The organism is Porphyromonas asaccharolytica DSM 20707 (genome assembly GCF_000212375.1).
In the GTDB taxonomy this organism is placed as follows: Bacteria; Bacteroidota; Bacteroidia; order Bacteroidales; family Porphyromonadaceae; genus Porphyromonas; species Porphyromonas asaccharolytica.
The window spans coordinates 573,576-595,177 of sequence record NC_015501.1; the positions used below are offsets into that span (position 1 = coordinate 573,576).

At 53.1% G+C, this 21,602-nt stretch carries 20 protein-coding genes; 7 read left to right on the top strand and 13 right to left on the bottom strand.

The annotated features are described in order from the left end of the window. Window positions 1–76: 76 nt before the first annotated feature. The 7 genes from PORAS_RS02305 to PORAS_RS02335 all read right to left on the bottom strand — a co-directional run bounded on the left by PORAS_RS02305 (window position 77) and on the right by PORAS_RS02335 (window position 5,755). Window positions 77–1,192: an ABC transporter permease gene (locus PORAS_RS02305; protein WP_013760035.1), complete on the bottom strand. Its 1,116-nt coding sequence runs from the start codon at window positions 1,190–1,192 to the stop codon at window positions 77–79. A gap of 25 nt (window positions 1,193–1,217) precedes the next feature. Next, a complete protein-coding gene (locus PORAS_RS02310; RefSeq protein WP_004330690.1) occupies window positions 1,218–2,354 on the bottom strand; it encodes an ABC transporter permease in 1,137 nt (378 codons plus the stop codon). Window positions 2,355–2,448: 94 nt separating this feature from the next. Beyond that, a complete protein-coding gene (locus tag PORAS_RS02315) occupies window positions 2,449–2,997 on the bottom strand; it encodes a DJ-1 family glyoxalase III (protein WP_013760036.1) in 549 nt (182 codons plus the stop codon). Between the two features lie 68 nt (window positions 2,998–3,065). After that, entirely contained in the window at window positions 3,066–3,854 is a 789-nt protein-coding gene (locus tag PORAS_RS02320; protein ID WP_013760037.1) for an energy transducer TonB family protein, read from the bottom strand. Then, window positions 3,847–4,296 (bottom strand): ExbD/TolR family protein, encoded by a 450-nt coding sequence (locus tag PORAS_RS02325; protein WP_004330665.1) that lies wholly within the window; start codon window positions 4,294–4,296, stop codon window positions 3,847–3,849. The genes PORAS_RS02320 and PORAS_RS02325 overlap by 8 nt, the downstream gene beginning before the upstream one ends. 32 nt (window positions 4,297–4,328) lie before the next feature. Then, complete coding sequence (locus PORAS_RS02330) at window positions 4,329–5,003, bottom strand: MotA/TolQ/ExbB proton channel family protein (protein ID WP_013760038.1); 675 nt, start codon at window positions 5,001–5,003, stop codon at window positions 4,329–4,331. Between the two features lie 23 nt (window positions 5,004–5,026). Continuing rightward, the gene (locus tag PORAS_RS02335) at window positions 5,027–5,755 is read right to left on the bottom strand and encodes a pyridoxine 5'-phosphate synthase (protein ID WP_013760039.1); all 729 of its coding nucleotides are present in this window, start codon (window positions 5,753–5,755) and stop codon (window positions 5,027–5,029) included. A 190-nt stretch (window positions 5,756–5,945) separates the two neighbouring features. Between PORAS_RS02335 and PORAS_RS02340 the strand changes: the two genes are divergently transcribed. Beyond that, window positions 5,946–7,154 carry a porin family protein gene (locus PORAS_RS02340; protein WP_013760040.1) on the top strand — a complete coding sequence of 403 codons (1,209 nt, stop codon included), beginning with the start codon at window positions 5,946–5,948 and terminating at the stop codon, window positions 7,152–7,154. A 625-nt stretch (window positions 7,155–7,779) separates the two neighbouring features. On the opposite strand, the gene PORAS_RS02345 is transcribed toward PORAS_RS02340, so the two are convergent. The 6 genes from PORAS_RS02345 to PORAS_RS02370 form a co-directional block, all read right to left on the bottom strand. After that, complete coding sequence (locus tag PORAS_RS02345; protein WP_013760042.1) at window positions 7,780–9,129, bottom strand: MATE family efflux transporter; 1,350 nt, start codon at window positions 9,127–9,129, stop codon at window positions 7,780–7,782. Next, window positions 9,130–10,032: a dTDP-4-dehydrorhamnose reductase gene (rfbD, locus tag PORAS_RS02350; protein WP_013760043.1), complete on the bottom strand. Its 903-nt coding sequence runs from the start codon at window positions 10,030–10,032 to the stop codon at window positions 9,130–9,132. Continuing rightward, on the bottom strand, window positions 10,029–10,607 hold the full coding sequence (locus PORAS_RS02355) for a DUF4924 family protein (RefSeq protein WP_013760044.1): 579 nt from the start codon (window positions 10,605–10,607) through the stop codon (window positions 10,029–10,031). The genes rfbD and PORAS_RS02355 overlap by 4 nt, the downstream gene beginning before the upstream one ends. A 4-nt stretch (window positions 10,608–10,611) precedes the next feature. After that, entirely contained in the window at window positions 10,612–11,826 is a 1,215-nt protein-coding gene (locus tag PORAS_RS02360) for an FtsX-like permease family protein (RefSeq protein WP_013760045.1), read from the bottom strand. A 39-nt stretch (window positions 11,827–11,865) separates the two neighbouring features. Continuing rightward, the gene (rbfA, locus tag PORAS_RS02365) at window positions 11,866–12,201 is read right to left on the bottom strand and encodes a 30S ribosome-binding factor RbfA (RefSeq protein ID WP_004330663.1); all 336 of its coding nucleotides are present in this window, start codon (window positions 12,199–12,201) and stop codon (window positions 11,866–11,868) included. A gap of 487 nt (window positions 12,202–12,688) precedes the next feature. Continuing rightward, window positions 12,689–15,712: a leucine-rich repeat protein gene (locus tag PORAS_RS02370; RefSeq protein ID WP_013760046.1), complete on the bottom strand. Its 3,024-nt coding sequence runs from the start codon at window positions 15,710–15,712 to the stop codon at window positions 12,689–12,691. Window positions 15,713–16,246: 534 nt separating this feature from the next. Here PORAS_RS02370 and PORAS_RS02375 point away from each other — a divergent pair. The 6 genes from PORAS_RS02375 to PORAS_RS02400 all read left to right on the top strand — a co-directional run bounded on the left by PORAS_RS02375 (window position 16,247) and on the right by PORAS_RS02400 (window position 21,600). Beyond that, window positions 16,247–16,789, top strand: a complete 543-nt coding sequence (locus PORAS_RS02375) for a phosphoribosyltransferase (protein WP_281032296.1) — start codon at window positions 16,247–16,249, stop codon at window positions 16,787–16,789. Between the two features lie 56 nt (window positions 16,790–16,845). After that, window positions 16,846–17,433 carry an adenylate kinase gene (locus PORAS_RS02380; protein ID WP_013760049.1) on the top strand — a complete coding sequence of 196 codons (588 nt, stop codon included), beginning with the start codon at window positions 16,846–16,848 and terminating at the stop codon, window positions 17,431–17,433. A 4-nt stretch (window positions 17,434–17,437) separates the two neighbouring features. Next, window positions 17,438–18,577, top strand: a complete 1,140-nt coding sequence (gene obgE / locus PORAS_RS02385) for a GTPase ObgE (protein WP_004330697.1) — start codon at window positions 17,438–17,440, stop codon at window positions 18,575–18,577. 62 nt (window positions 18,578–18,639) lie between these two features. After that, window positions 18,640–19,377 carry a 6-phosphogluconolactonase gene (locus PORAS_RS02390; protein ID WP_004330694.1) on the top strand — a complete coding sequence of 246 codons (738 nt, stop codon included), beginning with the start codon at window positions 18,640–18,642 and terminating at the stop codon, window positions 19,375–19,377. 17 nt (window positions 19,378–19,394) lie between these two features. Then, window positions 19,395–20,630: a GTPase HflX gene (gene hflX, locus PORAS_RS02395; RefSeq protein ID WP_004330695.1), complete on the top strand. Its 1,236-nt coding sequence runs from the start codon at window positions 19,395–19,397 to the stop codon at window positions 20,628–20,630. Beyond that, a complete protein-coding gene (locus PORAS_RS02400) occupies window positions 20,617–21,600 on the top strand; it encodes a lysophospholipid acyltransferase family protein (RefSeq protein WP_013760050.1) in 984 nt (327 codons plus the stop codon). Before hflX ends, PORAS_RS02400 begins: the two co-directional genes overlap by 14 nt. Window positions 21,601–21,602 lie beyond the last annotated feature (2 nt).

The following is a 21,602-nucleotide window of genomic DNA, read 5'->3' on the forward strand; positions in this document are numbered from 1 at the left end:
GCGCTAGTCCATGGATCAGACAGATCATCTTCAAAGGTACGAAAAAAAGGGGAGAGGCGAGTCTCAACTCTTGTCGCTAAGCGCGCTTACGATAGGTTAGGATGGCAGCAGCACCGTTGACCACGGCAAAAACAGAGAGCGCTGTCAACTCGCGCCATAGCTCGGTGAAGGCTACCGACTTGAGGTAGTAGGTGCGCATCAAGATGCTGTAGTGCGTGAAGGGGTGTGACACGGCTAGGGCACGTGCCCACGACGGCATACCCTCGATAGGTGTGAAGAGCCCCCCGAGGAGTATGAAAAACATCATGACGAAGAAGAAGGAGAACATCGCCTGCTGCTGCGTATGCGCAAAGTTGGTAATGAGCAGTCCTAGTCCGCTCATGGCAAGGACGTAGAGCATGGTGCCGACGATCATCATCCCGACATTGCCTTGGGGCCATAAGCCGTACATCAGTCCGACGATAGGGTGTGCCAAGAAAACCATGAGTATCGATATGACGATATAGGGGAGCGCCTTGGAGAGCATGAAGATGAGCGGGTGGATCGGCGTGACATTCATCTGCTCGATGGTGCCAACCTCCTTCTCCTGCACCATGTTAAGTGCTGGGAGGATGAATGCGGTCATCGTAATGAGCATGGCGACAAGGCCGGGGATGATATAGTTCTTATAATTCGCCTGAGGGTTGTAGCGATTGACCTCGACGATGCGGAGCGGTATGGTAGCTAGCTCCTTCAGTCCCGTCGACTCGTTGAGCTGAGCGGCAAACCGCTGTACGATCTGCTGTGTGTAGCCTCCGGCGACGGCACCTTTTGTAGCGTTGAAGGCGTTGATTCGCGCCTCTATCTGAGCCTTTTGATCACGCATGAGTTGCTCCTCAAAGCGTGGCGGGATCGTTATGATGAGATCGGCCTTACCATCCTCTATGAGCTCCATACCTTCCCGAAGGGTGGGGGGTAGCTTGCCCTGCCAAGCGTTGACAAAGTAGCCCGAGCTAAAGAACTGCTGTTGTAGTCTCTGTGATAGCGACGTATGGTCGTGGTCGATGACGACGGTCTGCAGATTCTTGATATCCGTAGTCGTAGCAAAGGGGAGAAGCATCAAGACGACGATAGGGTACATGACGACCATGCCGAGCAGCAACCTATTGCGGAAGAGGTTGTATATCTCTTTTCGTATGAGAGCTAGTAGCATAGTTCGTAGGCGTGGTTTGATGTTTTCACTCGAGCTTCTTCTTGAAGTTGAGCAGCGCTAATATGACCAGTACGATGCTCATGCCCGTCATGATGAGCGACTCCCAGAGGATCGAGGACCAGCCGAGACCCTGTATCATCAGTTTCTTGAGTGCTATAGAGTACCATGTGGCAGGGATGGCTCGTGCGATGTATTGTAGCAGTATCGGCATACTCTCGATCGGGAAGAACATGCCTGAGAGCATCGCTACAGGGAGCAGGAGTCCGGCGCCGCTGATGAGCATGGCAGCGGTCTGATTGTCCGTTATGGTGCTGATGAGCATACCGAGGAGGAGCGACACGAGGATGAAGAGGAGCGACACGAAGAAGATAGCACTCACCGACCCAAGCAGCGGCACTCCCAGCACGAAGCGTGACAAGAGTAAGATGGTGATCACGTTGAAGATGCTCAAAGTGAAGTAGGGGACGGTCTTAGAGAGCAGTATGGTGATCGGATTGACGGGCGAGGTGAGTAGGACCTCCATAGAGCCAAACTCCTTCTCCCGAACGATCGAGACGGAGGTCATCAAGGCGCAGATGATCATCAGCACAAGCCCCATAACGCCTGGCACGAAGTAGTAGGGTGCCCGCATCTCAGGGTTATAGAGTAGCGTCGTGAAGGTCTCTATCTGGTAGGGTCTCACGGTCGCCATACGCATTGCCATGAGCGCACCAAACTGCTCTAGATACTGCTGCACGGTCGTGTAGATGATCCCCTGTACCTGCGCACTGATGAGTGCCGAGGTATTGGGATCGCTCGCATCAAGACGGAGCTGCACGGTAGGCTCAGTGCCTGCGAGCAGCTCTTTGTCTATGTTGCTTGGTAAGACGATGATGACGTGCGCTGCTCCTGTGCGTAGCGCTTCGTCCATATCTTTGTATGGAGTGATCAAGCTGACGGAGCCTACCGCATCGCTCTCGTCAAGGTGTGTGAAGAGTCTCTCGACAAAGGGCGTACGCGTCGGTGTCGCCACGACCACATCGATCTGCTTTACCTCAGAGGTGAGCGCAAAGCCGAAGGCTAGCACCAAGACGATGGGCATACCTATCAGAAGCATCAGCGTAAGCGGATCCCTGAAGATGTGGATGAACTCCTTGCGGACGAACTTGAAGAAGACGCGCATGATGACTTAGAGGTTAGAGATTAGAAATTAGAGGTTAGAGATTAGAATGGAGAAGAGTCTCTTAGTCATTGTCCTAACTTCTAATTTCTAATCTCTAAAGGCTATAGAGGAAGCCCTCGGCGACTTGCTCGGCGGTCTTACGACCCGCTACCTCCTCTAGCAGTCTGAAGGCAAAGGGTAGTGCCAGTGCTGGACCGCGTCCTGTGACAATATGTCCGCACACCTCTACATCGGCACCTGTCAAGACGAAGCCTGGTACCTGCTCCTCAATGCCTGGATAGCAGGTCGCACGCATCTTACCATCGCCGATACCAGTAGCGCCCAGTACTCGTGGAGAGGCACAGATAGCAGCGATCGTACCGCCCGCCTCGTGCTGACGACGTATCAGCTCGAGGAGTGGCTCACACTCGTTGAGCTTGGTCATACCGCCAGGTAGTGCGATAGCCTTGGGGAGTACTCCACTATGTAGCTCCTCGAGGAGCATATCTGCTTGGATAGTCACATCATGTGAGCCTCTTACAGCGAGAGAGCCTGTGATAGATACTGTGGTGACGGGTTGATTACCACGTCTGAGTACGTCAATGATGGCGAGTGCCTCGACCTCTTCGAAGCCCTCTGCGAGGAAGACTAGTATATTGTTCATATTACTCATGCTATTTGTTGTGAAGTTAGTAGGTAATTAAGAGTCTCTTGTCAAGGTTGCTCAGCAAGCTAGCCCTTGACATCAAAGTGATAGGTGATCGTGCCCTTTTGATCAGGCACACCACCCAAAGCGTTAAAGCGTGTCTTGCGAGCTGCATCGACAGCTGCCTTGCGGAGTGCGTTGTCCACCACGTTGGTACCACGCAGGCGGACCTTAGCGTTGGTCACCTGTCCAGCGGCGTTCACCGTGATCTCGACAACGACCGTACCACGTATGTCAGGTACGCGTGTCGGCATGACCGGTCGTCCACCATTGCCCACGATCGAGCGACCATCCAGCGACCATCCAGCAGAGGAACCAGCCCTCCCCTTGTCAGCGACACCGCTACCTGCGTCGCTCTTGCCCGTACCAGACTCAGCGCCCGTTGGCTTCTTACGATCGAAGAGTCCAGAGACCTTGTTATCCACATCACGCTCAGAGGGTCCAGTAGGCTTCTGCACGACCTTGGGCTTCTCTTTCGTTGGTGTAGCTCGTACGGGAGTAGGGGTAGGACGTGGCGTAGGGGTAGCTTCAGGAGCCTTAGGTGCTGGTTGCTGAGGAGACGCTGGCTGTGCACTCTTGGATGCCGCAGAGGAGGGACGAGCAGAGGTAGATGCGGCAGCTACCAAGTCTCCTTGATGCTCGATCTTGTCGCCAAAGTCTGGATCTACACCGACGGAGATCCATATCTCCTTGTCTCTCGTGTGCTTTTGCTCAGAGGCATCCATACTGAGCCAAAAGAGCAAGCCCACGACGAGCAGATGTAGCAGCAAAGCTACACCTCCAGCGATCCATCTATCATAGCGAACCTTAGACATCTCTCTCGGTGCTGTTATCTTGTAAAGCTTCTGTCGCCAAGATCATACGTAGTCCAGCGGTAGCCGAGGCGTTGAGCACCTTGACGATCTCACCATACGATACGGATTTGTCGGCGTAGAGGACTACGTAGGGATCCTCCTCCTCGTCGTGTGCCGCTCCTATCTCGTAGAGTCTAGCCTCCAGCTCCTCGACAGGTAGCATCGTCACTTCAGGTGCACTCTCTGTGGATATGTAGTAGTAGCCCTCAGCATCGATGGTGATGCGTGCCACCGGCTCTTGCGTTGTGGCGGTCGACTGCGAGGAGGGCAGATTGACCTTGATCGCATTCGGTACCACTAGCGTGCTGACCACCATAAAGAAGATCAGCAGCAGGAAGATGACATCGGTCATCGATGCCATGCTAAATACAGATATATGCTTACTGCGTCTCTTGATACTCATGAGCTTAGCATTAAGTGGTGTAGCACGGTCGCTTACAGTTCGTTGATCACATCCATAAAGTCTAGCGTATTAGCCTCTAGACGATTGACGATGCGGTTGATCTGTCCGACCAAGTAGTTGTAGAGAAAAAGCGTCACGATACCGACGATCAGACCGCCCACAGTCGTGACCAACGCTTGGTAGATACCGCTCGAGAGGAGCGATACATCGATACCACCAGGCGCATTAGCTAGATCAAAGAACGCCTGCACCATACCGGTCACTGTACCTAGGAAACCAATCATCGGAGCACCCGCAGCGATCGTCGCTAGAAGGGGTAGTCCACGCTCGAGACGTCCCACCTCATAGGAGCCTACGTTTTCGATAGCTGGGAGTACCTCAGAGACAGGCTGTCCGAGTCGCTTGAGACCCTTTTCGATCATGTGCGCCTCGGGGGTATTCTTCTCCTTGCAGAGAGCTATCGCACTATCTTTACGCCCCATCTGGAGGTAGTCTTTGATGCGTGCTATAAAGGAGTCGTCAGGACGATTGACCTTGCGCAGCTCGATATACTTAGCTACAAAAACGTAAATAGCAACGAGCGATAGGAGCAGGAGGACGATCATAATCCATCCACCAGCGCACGCCAGTTCCCATAGAGACATCGTAGCGGGTTCGGTAGTTGTCTGCTCAGCTACTGTGTTAGCAATCTGAAGTATAGGATACATAAGTTATTCTTACAAGAGTATGTTTATGAGTTAGAGTGAGCCTGTTTGAGATACTGTGCGATCGTCTCCTCGAGGCCTAGGTAAAGGGCATCGCTAATGAGTGCATGTCCTATGGAAACCTCATCTAGTGGCGTCACATGCTGGACGAAGTAAGCTAAGTTGTCACGATTCAGGTCATGCCCCGCATTGACTCCTAGACCGACACGGTGTGCCACCTGGGCAGCCTCTACAAAGGGAGCAACAATCATCTTCGGATCGCCACTCTGCGCCATCTGTGACGCGTAAGGCTCCGTGTAGAGCTCCACACGATCAGCACCGATCTCTGCGGCTGCCTCTATATGTCGTGGGTCGGTCCCGACGAAAAGCGAGACACGTATGCCTGCCTGCTTCAGACGCTCGATGATCGGCTTGAGGAAGTCACGACGATCATCCACCGCCCAGCCACTATCGGAGGTGAGCGCATCAGGCTTGTCAGGCACGAGCGTCACCTGCTCAGGGCGTACAGAGCAGACGAGGTCGAGAAAAGAGTCAGAGGGGTAACCCTCGATGTTGAACTCTGTGGTGACTACCTCCCTGAGGTCTCTCACATCTTGATAAGTGATGTGTCGCTCGTCAGGTCGCGGGTGTACCGTGATCCCCTCAGCACCAAACTCCTGACAGCGGCGTGCTGCCAGTACTACATTAGGCGTGTCTCCGCCACGAGCGTTGCGGAGGGTCGCTATCTTGTTGATGTTAACGCTTAGTCTCGTCATCTATCATGTCAATCTATGGTTCCAATGCTACAAATATATAGCTTTCTGACGAAATGGTCGCTCTAACTCCAACAGAACCAGAGACCAGCCATTGATTAATCTTTTGTTAAGTAGCGATCAGTCGGTGCAAATATCCCTACCTTTGCACAAACTTCTAATCTCTAACTTCTAAATTCTAATCTCTAATCTTATGATTTCTACAATGCAGAAGCGACTCTTCGCTCTGACTCTACTCCTCCTAGGTGCCACTTCGATACATTCGCAGGAGCAGGTACGCTTTACATTCAGCGGATACGTGCAGGCTATCGCGCAGTACGGCTCTGAGGCAGACTACATCAAGGTGGGCAACGTCACACCTCCCTACGACCACTCCACCACGAGGATGGGAATACGTCGTGGACGACTCGCTACCCAAGCAACTTATGGTGACCTGGGCGCCAAGATCGAAATCAACGCCACAGACAAAAATCTCTCTATCTTCAACGCCTATGCCGAGTACAAGCCTCACTGGGCTGAGGGAGCTTTTGTCAAGGGGGGACTAGCAACGATCGATTTCGGCTATGAGCTACCTTATAGTTCTAGCAAGCGAGCAGCCTTCGAGCGATCTCTTTATATGGCCGATCTCTTCCCTGGAGATACCGATATGGGACTGATGGTCGGATACAAAGGAGCACTAGACCCAAGCAAGCAGTGGCAGCTGGAGTCGACACTCTCTATCCTATCTGGCAATGGAGGAAAAGGTATGATGAAGAATATCCCAGACCTAGCTCTACGCCTAGCACTTACGGAGCAAGGGAGTAACCACAACATAAGTTTTGGACTATCGGGATATGGCGGATATCTACCAGCGACGGATGGTTACTATGCCTTTGACAAGGAAACAGCTACGCGCAAGAATGATCGCATGCTGCGTGCTTACGGCGGTGCCTTCCTCACCAGCACGATCAAGCATCAAGGCGGACAGCTGATGCTCACCGCTGAGGGCATTATGGGCTTGCAGCCAGGATGGCAAAACGCTAACCTAGCGGTGGGTCCCAAGGCGCCTGCTACTTTTGAAAATAATATCCTCGTACAGCGTCAATTCATCGCTGGTATGGCACAGATTGTAGAGCGCATCACACCAGCTAATCTAGAGCTCTTCGGTCGGTACGCATACTATGATCGCAATAGACACTTCGACCCAAAGGCTCAGCAAGATCTCAAGCTAAATAGTCTGACCGCACTGACCGAGGGCCGCTCACATCAGCTCTCGACAGGTGTCAACTACTTCATACAGCAAGACCACCTGCGCCTCTCGCTCCACTACGACTGCTTCCTACGTCAGCAGATCGAGCAGCAAGCATTCGTCGCTGCCAAGCCACTGCATATGGTGACCTTGGGAGCTCAGTACAAATTCTAGTCACGCTCCCGACACCTTTCGACTGGACGAGTAAATTCCTACGTAGGGATTTGCAAATAGCTCGGTAGAAACAAAAAATTCTCCACGTAGGAGAGAAATAAAACTTCGGAGGAATCAAACGATAAGTCCGAGGAATCGTTTCTCGCCTACGTGGAGAATTTTTCTTTTCCACGTGAGAAATAAAAAATAGCCACCGAGGAAATGCGTTTTTTCTTCTCATTGGGGTAGCGACCCTCGGTTGCCGACACCTCATATATCATCATCTATATATGATATCTGTATAGCTTATTTCTATATCTACTTATGATGATGATGATGGTACGTCGAATCTGTTCATAACTCCCGCTGTGCAAGAGCTAATGACACTACTATCCAATCCGCTCTAGTCGGCTCTGGTAGCTACTTAGAGGGTATAAAAAAGCGAGACGATCGTGAGCAGTTACGGTCGTCTCGCTCTCTATTTGTACCTGTTGATAACTTGATCAAAACTGGTTGATAACTCAACGGTAACTTATTTGGATAATTGAAATCTTTTTGTAGTTATACAACTTCTCGAAATAAGCAAATAAGTTAGCAGTGAGTTATTGATGAGTTATGAACAGACTTTTCGACAGAATAATGGGGGTTATGAACAGCTTGTTGACACCCTCAGCGGACGCCTATACCAGATCATCGTAAGGATCGCTGTACGTACTAGTAGATAGCTGTCGAAAGCGACCCACAAGGCGGTCATACCGAGCGAATTATAGAGCAGATAGTAGAGTGCAAAGAAGACTATACTAGACCCTATCATAGACCACTTGAGACCTGCCGAGCGGGTCGTGCCTGCGTAGATACCATCCCAGAGGAAAGCACCGAAGCCTACCAGTGGGATCAGTGCTGCCCAGAGATGATACTGCCTAGCGTAAGCGATGATCTCGTCGTGGCTACTCAAGAAGCGGAGCAAGCCATCAGGATAGAGCGCAAAGAGGAGCGCAGCTAGGAGTGAGAGGACGATGCCTATGGCAAAGAGACGACCTATCACTGCGTTAAGTAGGTCTATACGACCCGCTCCGAAGTAGCGCCCTGAGAGCGACTCACCAGCGTAGGCAAAGCCATCCATAAAGTAACTGAAGATACTGAAGAACTGCATCAGCAACGCATTAGCTCCTACAGCGATCGCACCCTCACGCACACCGGCATAGGTGAAGAAGAGCGTGATACTGCTGAGCAGCAAGGAGCGGAGCATCAGATCACGTCCGAGGATGAGGTAGCGTCCGTAACCCTTCGTATCGGTGAAGTGATGCAGCGTCATATGACGTACGAGATGGCGATACCTAATGAGTAGGGTGGCGAGTAGTAGGAGTGCCTGACTATACTGCGCCACACAGGTACCGATGGCGAGTCCCTCTACACCCATCTGATAGTAGACGACGAGCGTATAGGAGACGAGAAAGTTGACTACCAGTGCGCTCATCGAGGCAATCATTGGAATGCGGGTGTTTTGCATTCCGATGAACCATCCATTCAGCGCATAGATCATCATGACAGCAGGTGCTGCCGAGAAAATGATCTGGATATATTGCTCAGCCTCTGCGCCTAGACGCTCAGCAGCACCGCCTGTGACGACACCGCTCAGGAGCGTGGCAAAGGGGGAGATGATCAGTACGACGATCGTGCAGAGGAGTGCCATCGTGATACCACGAGCCAGTTGACGATTGATGTCGGAGCTGTCTTGTCGGCCATAAGCCTGAGCTACGAGTCCCGTCGTGCCTAGTCGTATGAAGCCAAAGAGCCAGTAAATTGTGTTGGTGATGGTAGCCGCCACGGTGACCGAGCCGATAGCTTCGGGGTGAGCCATGTGTCCTGCCAGCCCTACATCGATGAGCGAGAGCAGCGGGACGGTGATATTGGAGATGATATTGGGGATCGTGAGCCGTAAGATCTGATGATTGATCTGACGGCTCAGTTGTGGATCCTCTATCTTAGCGCGCATTCAGTCTATAGCTATCTGTAGTTCATCTTGCCACTGAGGGGGCGTGATGCCGTAGCAAGCAGTTATCCTATCGGTCGCCAGTACGCTGTAAGCGGGACGCTCGGCAGCCGTAGGGTACTCAGCCGTAGGGATCGGAGTCAGTTGCGACAAGTCGTACTCAGGCAGGTGTGTGGCGATCGCCTCATAGGCGAAGTCGTACCACGAGCAGATACCTCGGTCGGCATAGTGGAGTAGGGGCGTGCGAAAGGTGCGTTCCGTATCGTAGCAAGCGATGATCTTGCAAATGGCTCGTGCCAGCGAAGGTGCCGACGTAGGCGAACCGATCTGATCGTTGACGACGCGCAGCGACTTCCCCTCACGAGCCAGTCGTAGCATGGTGCGAACGAAGTTGTGTCCCCAGGGAGCCCAGAGCCACTGCGTGCGAATGACTAGATGCTGCTCAGCGGGATGCGTCGGGTGCATTAGGAGTGCTAGCTCTCCCTGACGCTTGGTGCGACCGTAGAGACTCTGTGGATTGGTCCTATCCTCCTCGTGATAGGGTGTACCCTGCTTTCCGTCGAAGACATAGTCTGTGCTAATCTGTATGATCGGCAGATGGCTCTCCGCTAGCTGTGCCGGCAGTAGCGCATTGAGTGCTAAGAGATCACGATAGTGTACCGGATCTTCGGCTAGGTCTACCTGTGTGAAGGCAGCACAGTTGACCACCATTGTCCAGTCGTAAGCGACAGCCTGCTCTTCCCAGAGCTTGATCGCTCGGGATACAGTCTCTGTGTCGGTGTAGTCGAGCTGCTCATGCGTGTAGCTAGCCAGTTCGTAGGGATTATCACGCTCTGCCAGCTCTCGTGTGATACTGCGCCCTAGCTGTCCCGAGGCACCGAGTAAGATGATGCGACCTCTGCTCATGACTGTGGCTTCTCTTGTGACTCCTCCTGGTGATGCTTGCGATGGTACTCCTGATCAAGTAGTGCAAAGAGTGCGCTAATCTGCTGATAAACACGCGTGTCGGTAGGGGAGTGCTCAGCTCCTGCCGTGCTGCTCCCTATGAGTCCCTGCATGGTGGCGTTGTAGAGGATCGTGCAGAGGATCTCTATCTCGCCCATCTCCTTAGCATGTGGATCCTTCGCTCTAAAGGCAACGATCGTCGGCAGGACTAGTATGTAGCACCCTTGGTAGACTATGTTGCGCTCATCTTGGCTCACCTTCTTGTGTATCGCTTCGCACTCAGCAAGTAGCTGCTTCGTGACGGGAGCATGCTGACCGCTGAGGATCTGTGCGACCGACTCCTCGCTGAGTAGCTCTTTCATCAGACCTTGTCGGAGAGGATCGGACTGCATCAGATGTTGCTGGAGTAGCCCCAGAGGTTGTTGCTGTCGCGTGAGGATACGTATACTCTCCTCGGCGATCCATAGATGTATGATCTGAGCCGTGTACTCAGGTACGTCAGGCAGTAGACCAGGAGTATTAGCTTGATTTGTCATAGTATTAGCGTGAAGCGTTGCGGTGAGCGATCAACTTGCGTACGGGATAGACAGCCGCTAGGTACCCAACGGCAAAGACCAGTAAGAGCACTACCAGTAGATCCGTCAGTCGTACAGCTACTGGGTAAGGCTGCGACTCCACAACGAGATCCATCGTAAGCCACCCAAAGCGCATCTGTAGCAAGCAGAGGACGATGCCGACAGCTATACCACCGACAGCACCGATGAGTGTCACCATCAGTCCCTCCAGCTGGAAGGTACGTCTGATCTCCCGTGGCGTCTCGCCGAGTGCGTGGAGGATCGCTATATCCTCCTGCTTCGATATGAGGAGCATCGAGATGCTAGCCATCACATTGTAGGCAGCTAGTAAGAGGATAAAGGCAAAGATGAGCGACGTGATCCACTTTTCGATAGCCACAAGGCGCATCAAGTGCGGCTGCTGCTCAGGTCGGTTGCGAACGAGGTACTCCTCACCCAGCTTCGTCGCTATAGCTTTCTGGATAGCCCCCTCATCTGCTCCCTCATCTAGCTGTAGAGCCAGACCGTGCGCTTGGTTTTCGTCAAGCATCAGTAGCGAACGTAGCTCAGAGAGCGGGATAAAGATCGAGTTGTCGTAGACCACATTGTCTGTAAAAAGCACCGACACGGGTACTCCCTGCGATCGCCGCAGCGAAGTCATCGGCATGATCGGATTGATGTAACCCTTGCGCTTAGGGAGCGTGATGACGAGCGGATCTGTGTCGTGCGCTATCGTGTTTAGGTTGAGCGCTATCGAGGCACCTAGATTGTATTGTCCAGGGTGTATCGCTATGTCGCCACTGTATAGGTAGCGCTCCATATTAGAGATGCGCAGATAGGTGCTGTCGACACCGTATAGATGCGCCGCGGAGAAGCTCTCGCCCTCCATACGACTCACCAGACCCTCGCCCCATACGAGCGGAGCTATCGATTTGATTCCCTTTATCGAACGGATTTCTTGGGTCACCACGCCTTGGTCTAGGGGCGCTTCGTCCCCCTTCGTGATCAGTAGCTGTGGATCTAGTCCGACCACCTTGTCAAGGATCATCTGCTCGTAACCATTATAGATGGATAGCACGCAGATCATCGTCATCGACACCACGGCGATGGCCAGCACGCTCACGCGGGTGACTATATTAATAGCACCGAGCTTCTTGTGAGCAAAGAGGTATCGCCAAGCGATAAAGAGAGGCAGACGCATCGTGTGGAGCTAGCGAAAAAGTATGCGAGCGTGGGGAAGTTATTCCTCTAGTAACTTGTCGATACGCTCCAGATAGTCTAGCGAGTCATCTATACGATACTCCAGCTCGGGGATGATGCGTAGCTGCTTGCCCGTGCGCTGTCCCAGCTCATAGCGGTAGCTACCAGCGTTGTCCTGTATGTACTTAAGTAATTCGTCAGCACGCTCCGAGGGGAAGATACTTAGGTAAATGTAAGCCTTGCTCAGGTCGGAGGTGACACGCACTAGGGTGACGCTCACCAGCACCCCACGCAGCTGTTGTGTCAGTGGGCGAAAGATCTCTCCCATCTCCTTTTGTATCAGTCGTGCTATCTTCTGTTGTCTTCTTGTATCCATAGTGTCATCAGTCGTTATGCACGACAAAGATAGCAATTAGTGAGGAGAGAGATTAGACTTTAGAGGTTAGAGATTAGAGGTTAGAGATTAGAGATTATTAGAGGGGAGCTAGTATTCCTAGTGGCACTAGTGCCTCTAGCTAAGAGCGAGCTGCGCTCTGCTTTCTAAGTTCATATACAAGTAAAATGCGAAGTTTTTTCTCGTTTCGGAAACTCAGTCGACTTCTCTTCGGGTGAACCGCTCGGCGGGGTGGAAGCTTCCACCGTAGGGGCGGACCTGAGTGTCCGCCCCTACACAAGCTACGTCAGCACGACAATTCCATTCATCAAACGCTGTAACCTCGATCTGTACGGACGCTCGGTGTCCATACCAGGGGGCTGCACGTTTCGCTTTGATACACCTTATATATAAAGAGAGGGGACACCCAGCAGTGGGTGCCCCCTCTTATCGTGTATCGTGCTAGCGTCGTATTATCGTGCGGCGTCGCTTATCTAGCTATGTAGATGCGCTCAGCGTGATCGCCTACGGTGACGATGTAGCCGCCGGCAGGGTATTCGCCTAGGGAGAGCGTACAGTTACCCTCGGCACTGCATAGCCCACTGTAGAGGAGACCTCCAGCGAGATCGTACAGTCTGACGATCTGATGTGCAGAGGCACCCGTGATCTGTAGCATAGTACCATCTACGATGAGGCGTAGAGCACCCGTGAGAGGCTGTGGCTCGATAGAGGTGTAGACGACACCCTTGCCCTCGTTGGCACCTCCGGCGTAGTCGTAGACCGTCCAGTTCTTAGGCGTTGTGATGTTGAAGAAGCGATCCTCAAAGCGGTTGCCCTCATTAGCATTCTGCGTATCGATCGCCATAAAGTTTGCCTTGTCTTCAGGATTGCGCTGAGGTAGTGCGTTGGCGATCTGCTCCATAGCGTTAGCTCCGATCTGGTTGTTGTAGATATGTAGCGTCGTGAGCTGTGACATACCCTTTAGATCTACAGAGGTGAGCTTATTGTCATAGAGGAAGAGAGCCGTCAGGTTAGGCATAGCCGTCCAGTGAATAGTCTGTAGCTTATTGTGAGCCAGGATGACCGACTCTAGGAGTGCCGACTGGGAGAGGTCTAGCTCGGTGAGCTCGTTCTCCTGTAGGTATAGCGTCGTCAAGTGAGGAGCACCCGTCACGTCGATCTGTGTGAGGTGACACTGAGCAGCTACGAGCGTAGCTATGTCGCCACGGATTGTGATCGTAGGCTGCTCGACGATCATATCCTTGCCCTCGATGCGTACACCCTCGATCGTGGAGGGGTTGTGGTCTACATTGAAAGCTACGAAGAAGATCTTCTCACCCACCGGTATCGTCGTCGTCATCGTGATGAGACCCTCAGTCACGGGCGTATCACCCTCCATAATGGTGCCAAAGTCACTCCACATAGCCGCCTTCTTGTACTTATTAGCAGAGCCAATAGGTACAACTAGTGTAGCAAGCTTGAGATTGATCTCTCCAAAAGGACTCTCACCCGTATAGTCTACGCTGACAGGCTCTGGCATCAGAGCGATCACCTTGCGTAGGTTAGTACAGTGGTAGAAAGCGTAGTCGCCTAGCTCCTTCAGTTTGGCAGGCAGGATCACCTCCATGAGCGACTCATTGCGCTGGAAGGCACGTGCAGCGATAGCCGTCACCTGCTCTGGGATAATGGCTACCGAGCTAAACGCCTCAGGATATGCCACCAGTGTCTTCAGATCAGCCGTGTAGAGCGTATTACCCTGTACAGCATAGTGTGCATTGCCCGTAGCTATCGAGTAGCTCTCGAGCGACTTACAGCGCATGAAGGCACCTGGTCCAAAGCTCTCTAGCGAAGCTGGCAGATGCACCTTCTTGAGCTTGCTCGACCCCTGGAAAGCACTCTCACCGATCTCCTTGAGACCCTCGGGGAGCGTCAGCGTCACAAGCCCTACGGCACCAGCGGCGGCGTCCTTCTCGATCTTCGTCACACTAGCCGGTACCGTATAGCTCTCGCCACGTAGTGCAGCGTAGCAGACGAGACGCGTACCATCGGCTGAGAGGAGGACATCGTCCACCACCTGGTAGTACTCATTGGGCGAAGCCATGACAAACTTCGATAGCCCCGTGCAGTAGCCGAAAGCATCGCTCGCTACCGACTCAATGCTCTGTGGGAAGGTAAAGCTTCGTAGCGCAAAGTCGTTCCAGAAGGCACGACTGCCGATAGATCTGAGGCGCTCATTGGTGACCACCTCCGCTAGATCCTCACAATTTTGGAAAGCACCCTCTTCGATCGTCTCTAGAGCCTCTGGAAGGACGATACGCTCCACCTCTTTATTGAGGAAGGTAAACGCCTTGATCGTCCGTACGCGGTTCAGCACTTTGTCTTGAGACATATCTATATCCTTCTCCGAGCCACTCCATGCGACTAGTGTACGACCCTCATCCTCGAGCTTGTAGGAGGAGGGGTTGATCTGACTATTATCCTCTAGAGGTAGGTAATTCTTGAAGGCATTCCACGTAGTAGTCTGAACTCTGTAGGTCTCGACAGACTCAGCAGGGACATAGAGCGTTGCCTTGTACTTCAGTGTTTGATAGAAGGTCATACTTCCCTGTATCGGAGTAGTCATATGATTGCGAAACTCTAGGAGCGAACTCATATAGCTAAAGCAACCCTCCCCGAGCTTCGTAATGGTAGACGGCATAGAGACACGCTCAATGCGGGCACAGTGGCTGATGGCATCCTGGCCGATCACCTCGATACCCTCCTCAAAAGTCACCTCCGTGAGGTAGTCGCACTGGTAGAATGCCGAGTCAGCCACCACACGGATCGTACCAGGTATCGAGATAGAACCCGCTAGAGCCTTGCTCGTGTAGAATGCCCTGCGACCCATCTCCGTCACCTTCCGACCCAACTGGATAGACTGTAGCGTCACCGTGTAGGCAAAAGCGTAGTCCCCGATGCGGGTCACGCTCTCAGGTAGCGTAAAGCTCTCTCTCTCAGCTGCTGCGGGGTAGGCGATCAGTGTCGTGCCAGTAGCATTGTAGAGGACACCGTCCACCACCTTGTAGTAGCTATTGGCACCCGCCAGTTGATAGTTCTTGATCCCCTGACAATTGACCACAAAAGACTCACCGATAGACTTTACAGAGGCTGGCAAGCGCAGGGTCTGTAGCTGAGGACAGCGGTAGAAAGCCTCCGAAGCAATCTCCTCGAGACCCTCCGCAAAGACGATTTCCGTCAGACCGCCACACTCGTAGATAGCGTTGAAGCCGATCTTACGTAGCGATGCGGGGAAGACAATACGCTGTATGTCTCCCTTGTAAGCAAAAGCGTTAGGGGCGATCTCAGTCACCTGACGCAGCTTCGCATCAGAAGTGAAGTCGATCACCTGCTCGTTACCTCGCCACTTGATGAGGCGGGTACCATCTAGCTGGTACGATTCGGCTGGGTAGTCAGCCCGTGCACTCATAGCGCATAGTAGCGTCAGTAGAGTGACTAGTAGTAGTTTTGGTTTCATAGGGGGGAATATTTGTTTTTGTAGTGTATGCGAATTACTTGTCCTGTATGGAGTTATCTCACCAAAAGTACTGAAACTAATTTGGCTGGGCAAAGAAAATCATGTCCGCTAACGTATGCAAGGAGACTATTCCATAAGTTAACAAATTCTTTTACAGGAGAAGTTTCTGGACACATTTCCTATTGACGGGACGATCTCCACGTGAGAAATCGAAAATCTCCACGTGGAGAAAAAAAATTCTCCACGTAGGCGAGAAATAAAACTTCGGAGGAATCAAATGAAACTTCGGAGGAATCGTTTCGTCCCCACGTGGAGAATAAAAAATATCCACGTGGAGATTTTCGATTTCCCACGTGGAGATGATTATGACACATGTAGGGACGCCACGGCTCGGACGCAGATCGCTACTCGTGAGACTTGCGAAGTGGAGGTGGAGGTGGGGCATCACCTATTTTTGTACCTTTGTGCTACACACTACAGTAAAAAAAAGAGGCGGCCTCCTCTATGCGAGACCGCCAGCTTGTTATTTTCACTATGACTGATCAGGAGATTATAGTACACGACAAGACCTTTGTACCATACATCAAGGGAGAGCAGCTACGTGCTGCCACACGGCGACTAGCGGAGCAGATACGCCAAGACACGGAGGGACATGATCCGCTCTTCGTCTGTATTATGAACGGCTCCTTCATGTTTGCCGCAGAATTGCTGCAGGCGATCAATACCTCTGCGGAGGTAGCCTTCGCACGCTACTCTAGCTACTCTGGCATGGGGAGTACTTACCAGCTTAAGGAGGTGATGCCCGTGACAGCGCCTCTAGCGGGTCGTCTGGTCATCATCATAGAGGATCTCATCGACACGGGCTTTACGATGATGAAGCTCAAGGAGAAGTTTCTTGCTGATGGCGCTGCTGAGGTGCGCATAGCGACTATGCTACTCAAGCCCGAAGCGCTCCAGTGTCCTATCCATGCCGACTATGTGGGGATGGAGATCCATAACAGTTTCATCGTCGGGCACGGGCTCGACTACAACGAGCGGGGGCGTATGCTCGATGATATCTATATACTAAAAGAGTAATCATACAGGAATAATCATACGGTCCAGAGAGACCATCTAAACCACTACTAAAAGCAATGATCCACGTAATAATCTTCGGCGCACCAGGTGCTGGCAAGGGTACACAGAGCCAATTCATCGAGCAGCATTACCATCTAGAGCACATCTCTACGGGCGACCTACTCCGACAGGAGATCGCTCGCCAGTCACCTCTAGGCAAGCGCGTACAGAGTATCATCTCTCAGGGGCATCTCGTAGATGATGATACGATTATCGACCTTATAGCCAATGAGCTGCACCACCTCCCCGAGGGTGTCGATGGCGTTATCTTCGACGGCTTCCCCCGTACGGTAGCACAGGCTGAGGCTCTCGATGCTCTCCTAGAGAAGGATCAAAGGAGCGTGGATTGCTTGATCGAACTCAAGGTACCCGAAGAGGAGCTGCGGACACGCCTACTCAATCGTGCTAAGATCGAGGGACGTGCTGACGACACGCCCGAGGTGATCGCAGACCGCATACGCGTCTACAATGAGCGCACACTCCCGATCGTGGATTACTATCACCGCAAGGGGGTACACTACGAGGTGCCTGGCGCCGGCTCCATAGAGGAGATCACGGGGGCTATCTTTGTGGCTATAGACAAGAGCTTACAGCATAATAAGTAAACCAATGGCAGGTGAGAGCAACTTTGTAGACTATGTCAAGATCTACCTTCGCTCAGGCAAGGGCGGAAGAGGATCAGCACACTTTCGTCGTGAGAAGTACATCCCCAAGGGTGGTCCCGACGGAGGTGACGGTGGTCGTGGCGGTAGCATTTATATAGAGGCCAACCAAAACTACTGGACGCTCCTACACCTGCGCTACAATCGTCATATCATCGCCGAGAATGGCGAGGCGGGTAGTGCTAAGCTACAGACGGGTGCCGATGCGCCCGACATTGTGATCGAGGTCCCTTGCGGGACGAGCGTGCATGACGCTACGACGGGCGAATTTATCCTAGATGTGTCGCAGCATGGTGAGCGGCACCTACTCCTCCCGGGCGGACGCGGGGGCAAGGGTAATAACTTCTTCAAGACATCGACGAATCAAGCACCTCGCTACGCACAGCCTGGCGAACCTAGTCAGGAGCGTCTCGTCGTACTGCAGCTCAAGACGCTGGCGGACGTGGGACTAGTAGGACTCCCCAATGCGGGTAAGTCTACACTCCTAGCAGCCCTCTCAGCGGCTAAGCCTAAAATTGCGGACTACCCCTTTACCACGCTACAACCGAACCTAGGGATGGTCTCTTACCGTGACAATCGCTCTTTCGTCATGGCAGACATCCCAGGGATCATCGAGGGTGCCGCTGAGGGTAGGGGACTGGGACTACGCTTCCTCAGACACATCGAGCGTAACTCGATACTGCTCTTTATGGTGCCTATAGACAGCCCCGACATCATCGCTGAGTATCGGATGCTATGTCGCGAGCTAGAGGAGTATAATCCAGGATTGATCGACAAGCGACACATCCTAGCTATCACCAAGATAGACTTGGCAGACAGTGAGCTTATCGATCTTGTCTCAGAGACACTACCCGAAGAGGTCCCGACGATCTTTATCTCTGCCGTGGCGCAGCGAGGACTGACCGAGCTGAAGGATCTGATATGGCGAGAGATCAATGCCCCCTCACTACATGACCCGAACGAGATCCTACGCCAACCGCTCAACGACCGCACGACACAAGAGGACGATGATCCTGATAACCCGCTGCCTAAGCTTAAGGTGGAGGAGGAGCATGACCTCATAGATGACATCATCTGGGAGGAGTAACTGCCTACAAGGATGATGGTCACGACACTTTATCTTATAACTACTAACCTAGCATATACCCTATGAACTATCATCAATACAGTACCCCCGAGCTAGTCACGACACAGCTCGCACAGTTTATTGCCGAAGCGGTCGAGGCGACCGAAGGCGACTTTCATCTAGCACTCTCATTGGAAGAGCATGCGGAGGTCTTGGCACAGGCACTCACGTCAGAGCCTTGGCGTAGTCGTATCGCATGGGATCGAGTACACTTCTACCTACTTCACGAGCAGCTGGGCGAAGCCGATCTAGCGCATCGCACGCTGCTACAGCGTCTGCTATTCGATCCGCTACAGATCCCTGCGGAGCATATCCACGCTGTGGAGGAGTCTGCACAAGAGCCCGCACAGGCTGCGGCCTCTCTGCAGCAGCATGTAGCGGAGCGTGTAAGCCATCTAGACGGTCGTCCGCAGTTTGACCTAGCCCTCCTCGAGATGGGTGTGGATGGTCACCTCGCTGGGGTCTATCCCGACCAGGTGGAGCTGTATATCTCGGACGACGTCTTTGCACCCAATGAGATGACCACCGAGCAAGGGGAGCAGCGTCAGCTGGTTACGGTCACGCTCGAGGCACTTGAAGAGTCTAAGCGACTGGTCTTCCTCGCACTCGGTCAGGACGTGCGCCACGCGGTGGGACACATCGTCAATCTCTTGCCCGAGGCGAAAGCTTATCCTGCTAACTTCCTCGCGGCGAAGATACCTTGGGTACATCTCTTTGCCGATGATCAGGCCATGCGTGAGAAGTCTTACGCGATCTATTAATCCTACATCCCCTCTGTATGAAAGAGTTTATCAAGACTTCTCAATCTAGTGAGCGCACGATCCTCGTGGGGCTCATCACTCCCGACGTGTCGGAGACGCAGGCGGAGGAGTATCTTGATGAGCTGGCCTTTCTCTCAGAGACTGCGGGTGCAGAGCCTGTGGCGCGCTTCTTACAGCGTCTTGACACGCCGCACCCCGCCACCTTTGTGGGCAAAGGCAAGCTCGACGAGATCGCCGAGTATGTCTCTGCCCATGAGGTAGGGCTGGCGATCTTTGACGATGAGCTAGCGCCTAATCAGCTGCGCAACATAGAGCGTCAGCTAGGCATACGCATCCTCGACCGCACCTCCCTCATCCTCGACATCTTTGCCACACGAGCGCAGACGGCTCATGCCAAGACGCAGGTCGAGATGGCGCAGTACCAATATATGCTCCCACGTCTGACCCGACTGTGGACGCACCTCGAGCGCCAGCGTGGTGGTAACATCGGTCTACGTGGCCCGGGCGAGACGCAGCTGGAGACTGACCGACGGATCATCCTACGCAAGATCTCACAGCTCAAGGAGCAGCTCAAGAAGATCGACAAGCAGAAGAGCGTGCAGCGACAGAACCGTGGCAAGATGGTGCGTGTCGCACTCGTTGGCTATACCAATGTGGGTAAGTCTACGCTGATGAATGTCCTCGCTAAGAGCGACATCTTTGCCGAGAACAAGCTCTTTGCGACGCTCGACACGACCGTTCGCAAGGTCGTGTTGGGTAATCTGCCCTTCCTCCTAGCCGACACCGTGGGCTTCATACGCAAGCTCCCGACACAGCTGGTGGAGTCGTTCAAGAGTACCCTCGACGAGGTGCGTGAGTCGGATCTGATCCTGCACGTTGTGGACATCTCGCACCCTGAGTTTGAGGATCAGATAGCAGTGGTCACCGAGACGCTTCGAGAGATCGAGGCTCTAGGTGACAAACCTCAGATACTGGTCTTCAACAAGATCGACGCTTACCAGCATATCCCCAAAGACCCCGACGACTTGACACCAGCGACCAAGCTCAACCGCACACGTGAGGAGCTAGAGAAGAGCTGGATGGCGCGTATGGGCAACGACTGCGTCTTTATTTCGGCACGTACGGGAGAGGGTATGGACGAGCTGCGACGCCTCCTCTATGAGCGTGTCAAGGCGATCCACATACAGCGCTACCCCTACAACGACTTCCTCTACCAAGACTATAGCGACCTGCTGGACGATGGAGCAGAGTAAGCAGCTCACACGATGGCAGCGACTACGGCTTCGGCTGATGCGCTCTACATTGCGGGGCTTGGCACGCTTACCCCGCTCTTTCGTTGATAGCGTATTGGTTCCTACACTGGACTGGCTCCTCTATCATCTCTTTAAGTACCGACGTCAGGTGGTGGAGGAAAACATACGCCTCACCCTGACACATCTCTCACCCGATGAGCAAAAGATGGTCGGCAGACGCTTCTACCGTCATCTTGCGGAGCTGATGCTTCACGAGGCGCGCTACGCTTACGGGCCTGATGAACAGGTGCGCCAGCTCTTTCGTCTGGAGCAGACGGAGCTACTGGATCAGCTCTACGAGGCGGGACATAGACAGCTCTTCGTCCTCTTGGGACACATAGGTCCCTGGGAACTGATGGGCTCCTCAGCGCTGCACCTAGACCGGAGTCGCTATCAGCTGCATGTCATCTACAAGCGACTGCACAATCCCATCGCCGATCAGCTCACCCATGAGATGCGGGAGCAGCACTACGCCTACTGCATTGAGATGATGCAGCTAGCTCGTACGCTCATGCGTCATCGGAGCAAACAGACCGAACAGCTCGATGAGCGTATGCACCTCTACTGTCTACTGGCAGACCAATCGCCTGACTATGAGCAGATGCGCTACGTCTCGTCGCTCTTCGGACGCACTACACCCTTTGTCACAGGGTGGAGTCATCTAGCTATCAAGCTACAGATCCCGCTCCTCTTCTATGAGATACGCCATGACGACCAGGCCAAGCAATGGGTCGGTACCTTCCGGCTGCTCTGTGAGCATCCGACCGACAAGCTACAGCATCAGCTTGTCGATGACTATGTGACACTGCTAGAGGAAAACATTCGCTTGGCGCCACACCGCTGGCTCTGGAGCCACAAGCGCTGGCGCTTTGATCCGCACGACTTCCCGCAGATGGTCTACTCACCACGATGCGACGACTTATCTCTATAGTA

Coding starts and splice junctions, on each gene's coding strand:
- hflX (WP_004330695.1), top strand. CDS start 19,395: ATGAAAGAGTTTATCAAGACTTCTCAATCTAGTGAGCGCACGATCCTC.
- PORAS_RS02335 (WP_013760039.1), bottom strand. CDS start 5,755: ATGACGAGACTAAGCGTTAACATCAACAAGATAGCGACCCTCCGCAAC.
- PORAS_RS02325 (WP_004330665.1), bottom strand. CDS start 4,296: ATGAGTATCAAGAGACGCAGTAAGCATATATCTGTATTTAGCATGGCA.
- PORAS_RS02315 (WP_013760036.1), bottom strand. CDS start 2,997: ATGAACAATATACTAGTCTTCCTCGCAGAGGGCTTCGAAGAGGTCGAG.
- PORAS_RS02400 (WP_013760050.1), top strand. CDS start 20,617: ATGGAGCAGAGTAAGCAGCTCACACGATGGCAGCGACTACGGCTTCGG.
- PORAS_RS02345 (WP_013760042.1), bottom strand. CDS start 9,129: ATGCGCGCTAAGATAGAGGATCCACAACTGAGCCGTCAGATCAATCAT.
- rfbD (WP_013760043.1), bottom strand. CDS start 10,032: ATGAGCAGAGGTCGCATCATCTTACTCGGTGCCTCGGGACAGCTAGGG.
- obgE (WP_004330697.1), top strand. CDS start 17,438: ATGGCAGGTGAGAGCAACTTTGTAGACTATGTCAAGATCTACCTTCGC.
- rbfA (WP_004330663.1), bottom strand. CDS start 12,201: ATGGATACAAGAAGACAACAGAAGATAGCACGACTGATACAAAAGGAG.
- PORAS_RS02355 (WP_013760044.1), bottom strand. CDS start 10,607: ATGACAAATCAAGCTAATACTCCTGGTCTACTGCCTGACGTACCTGAG.
- PORAS_RS02390 (WP_004330694.1), top strand. CDS start 18,640: ATGAACTATCATCAATACAGTACCCCCGAGCTAGTCACGACACAGCTC.
- PORAS_RS02340 (WP_013760040.1), top strand. CDS start 5,946: ATGATTTCTACAATGCAGAAGCGACTCTTCGCTCTGACTCTACTCCTC.
- PORAS_RS02360 (WP_013760045.1), bottom strand. CDS start 11,826: ATGCGTCTGCCTCTCTTTATCGCTTGGCGATACCTCTTTGCTCACAAG.
- PORAS_RS02305 (WP_013760035.1), bottom strand. CDS start 1,192: ATGCTACTAGCTCTCATACGAAAAGAGATATACAACCTCTTCCGCAAT.
- PORAS_RS02310 (WP_004330690.1), bottom strand. CDS start 2,354: ATGCGCGTCTTCTTCAAGTTCGTCCGCAAGGAGTTCATCCACATCTTC.
- PORAS_RS02380 (WP_013760049.1), top strand. CDS start 16,846: ATGATCCACGTAATAATCTTCGGCGCACCAGGTGCTGGCAAGGGTACA.
- PORAS_RS02370 (WP_013760046.1), bottom strand. CDS start 15,712: ATGAAACCAAAACTACTACTAGTCACTCTACTGACGCTACTATGCGCT.
- PORAS_RS02375 (WP_281032296.1), top strand. CDS start 16,247: ATGACTGATCAGGAGATTATAGTACACGACAAGACCTTTGTACCATAC.
- PORAS_RS02330 (WP_013760038.1), bottom strand. CDS start 5,003: ATGTATCCTATACTTCAGATTGCTAACACAGTAGCTGAGCAGACAACT.
- PORAS_RS02320 (WP_013760037.1), bottom strand. CDS start 3,854: ATGTCTAAGGTTCGCTATGATAGATGGATCGCTGGAGGTGTAGCTTTG.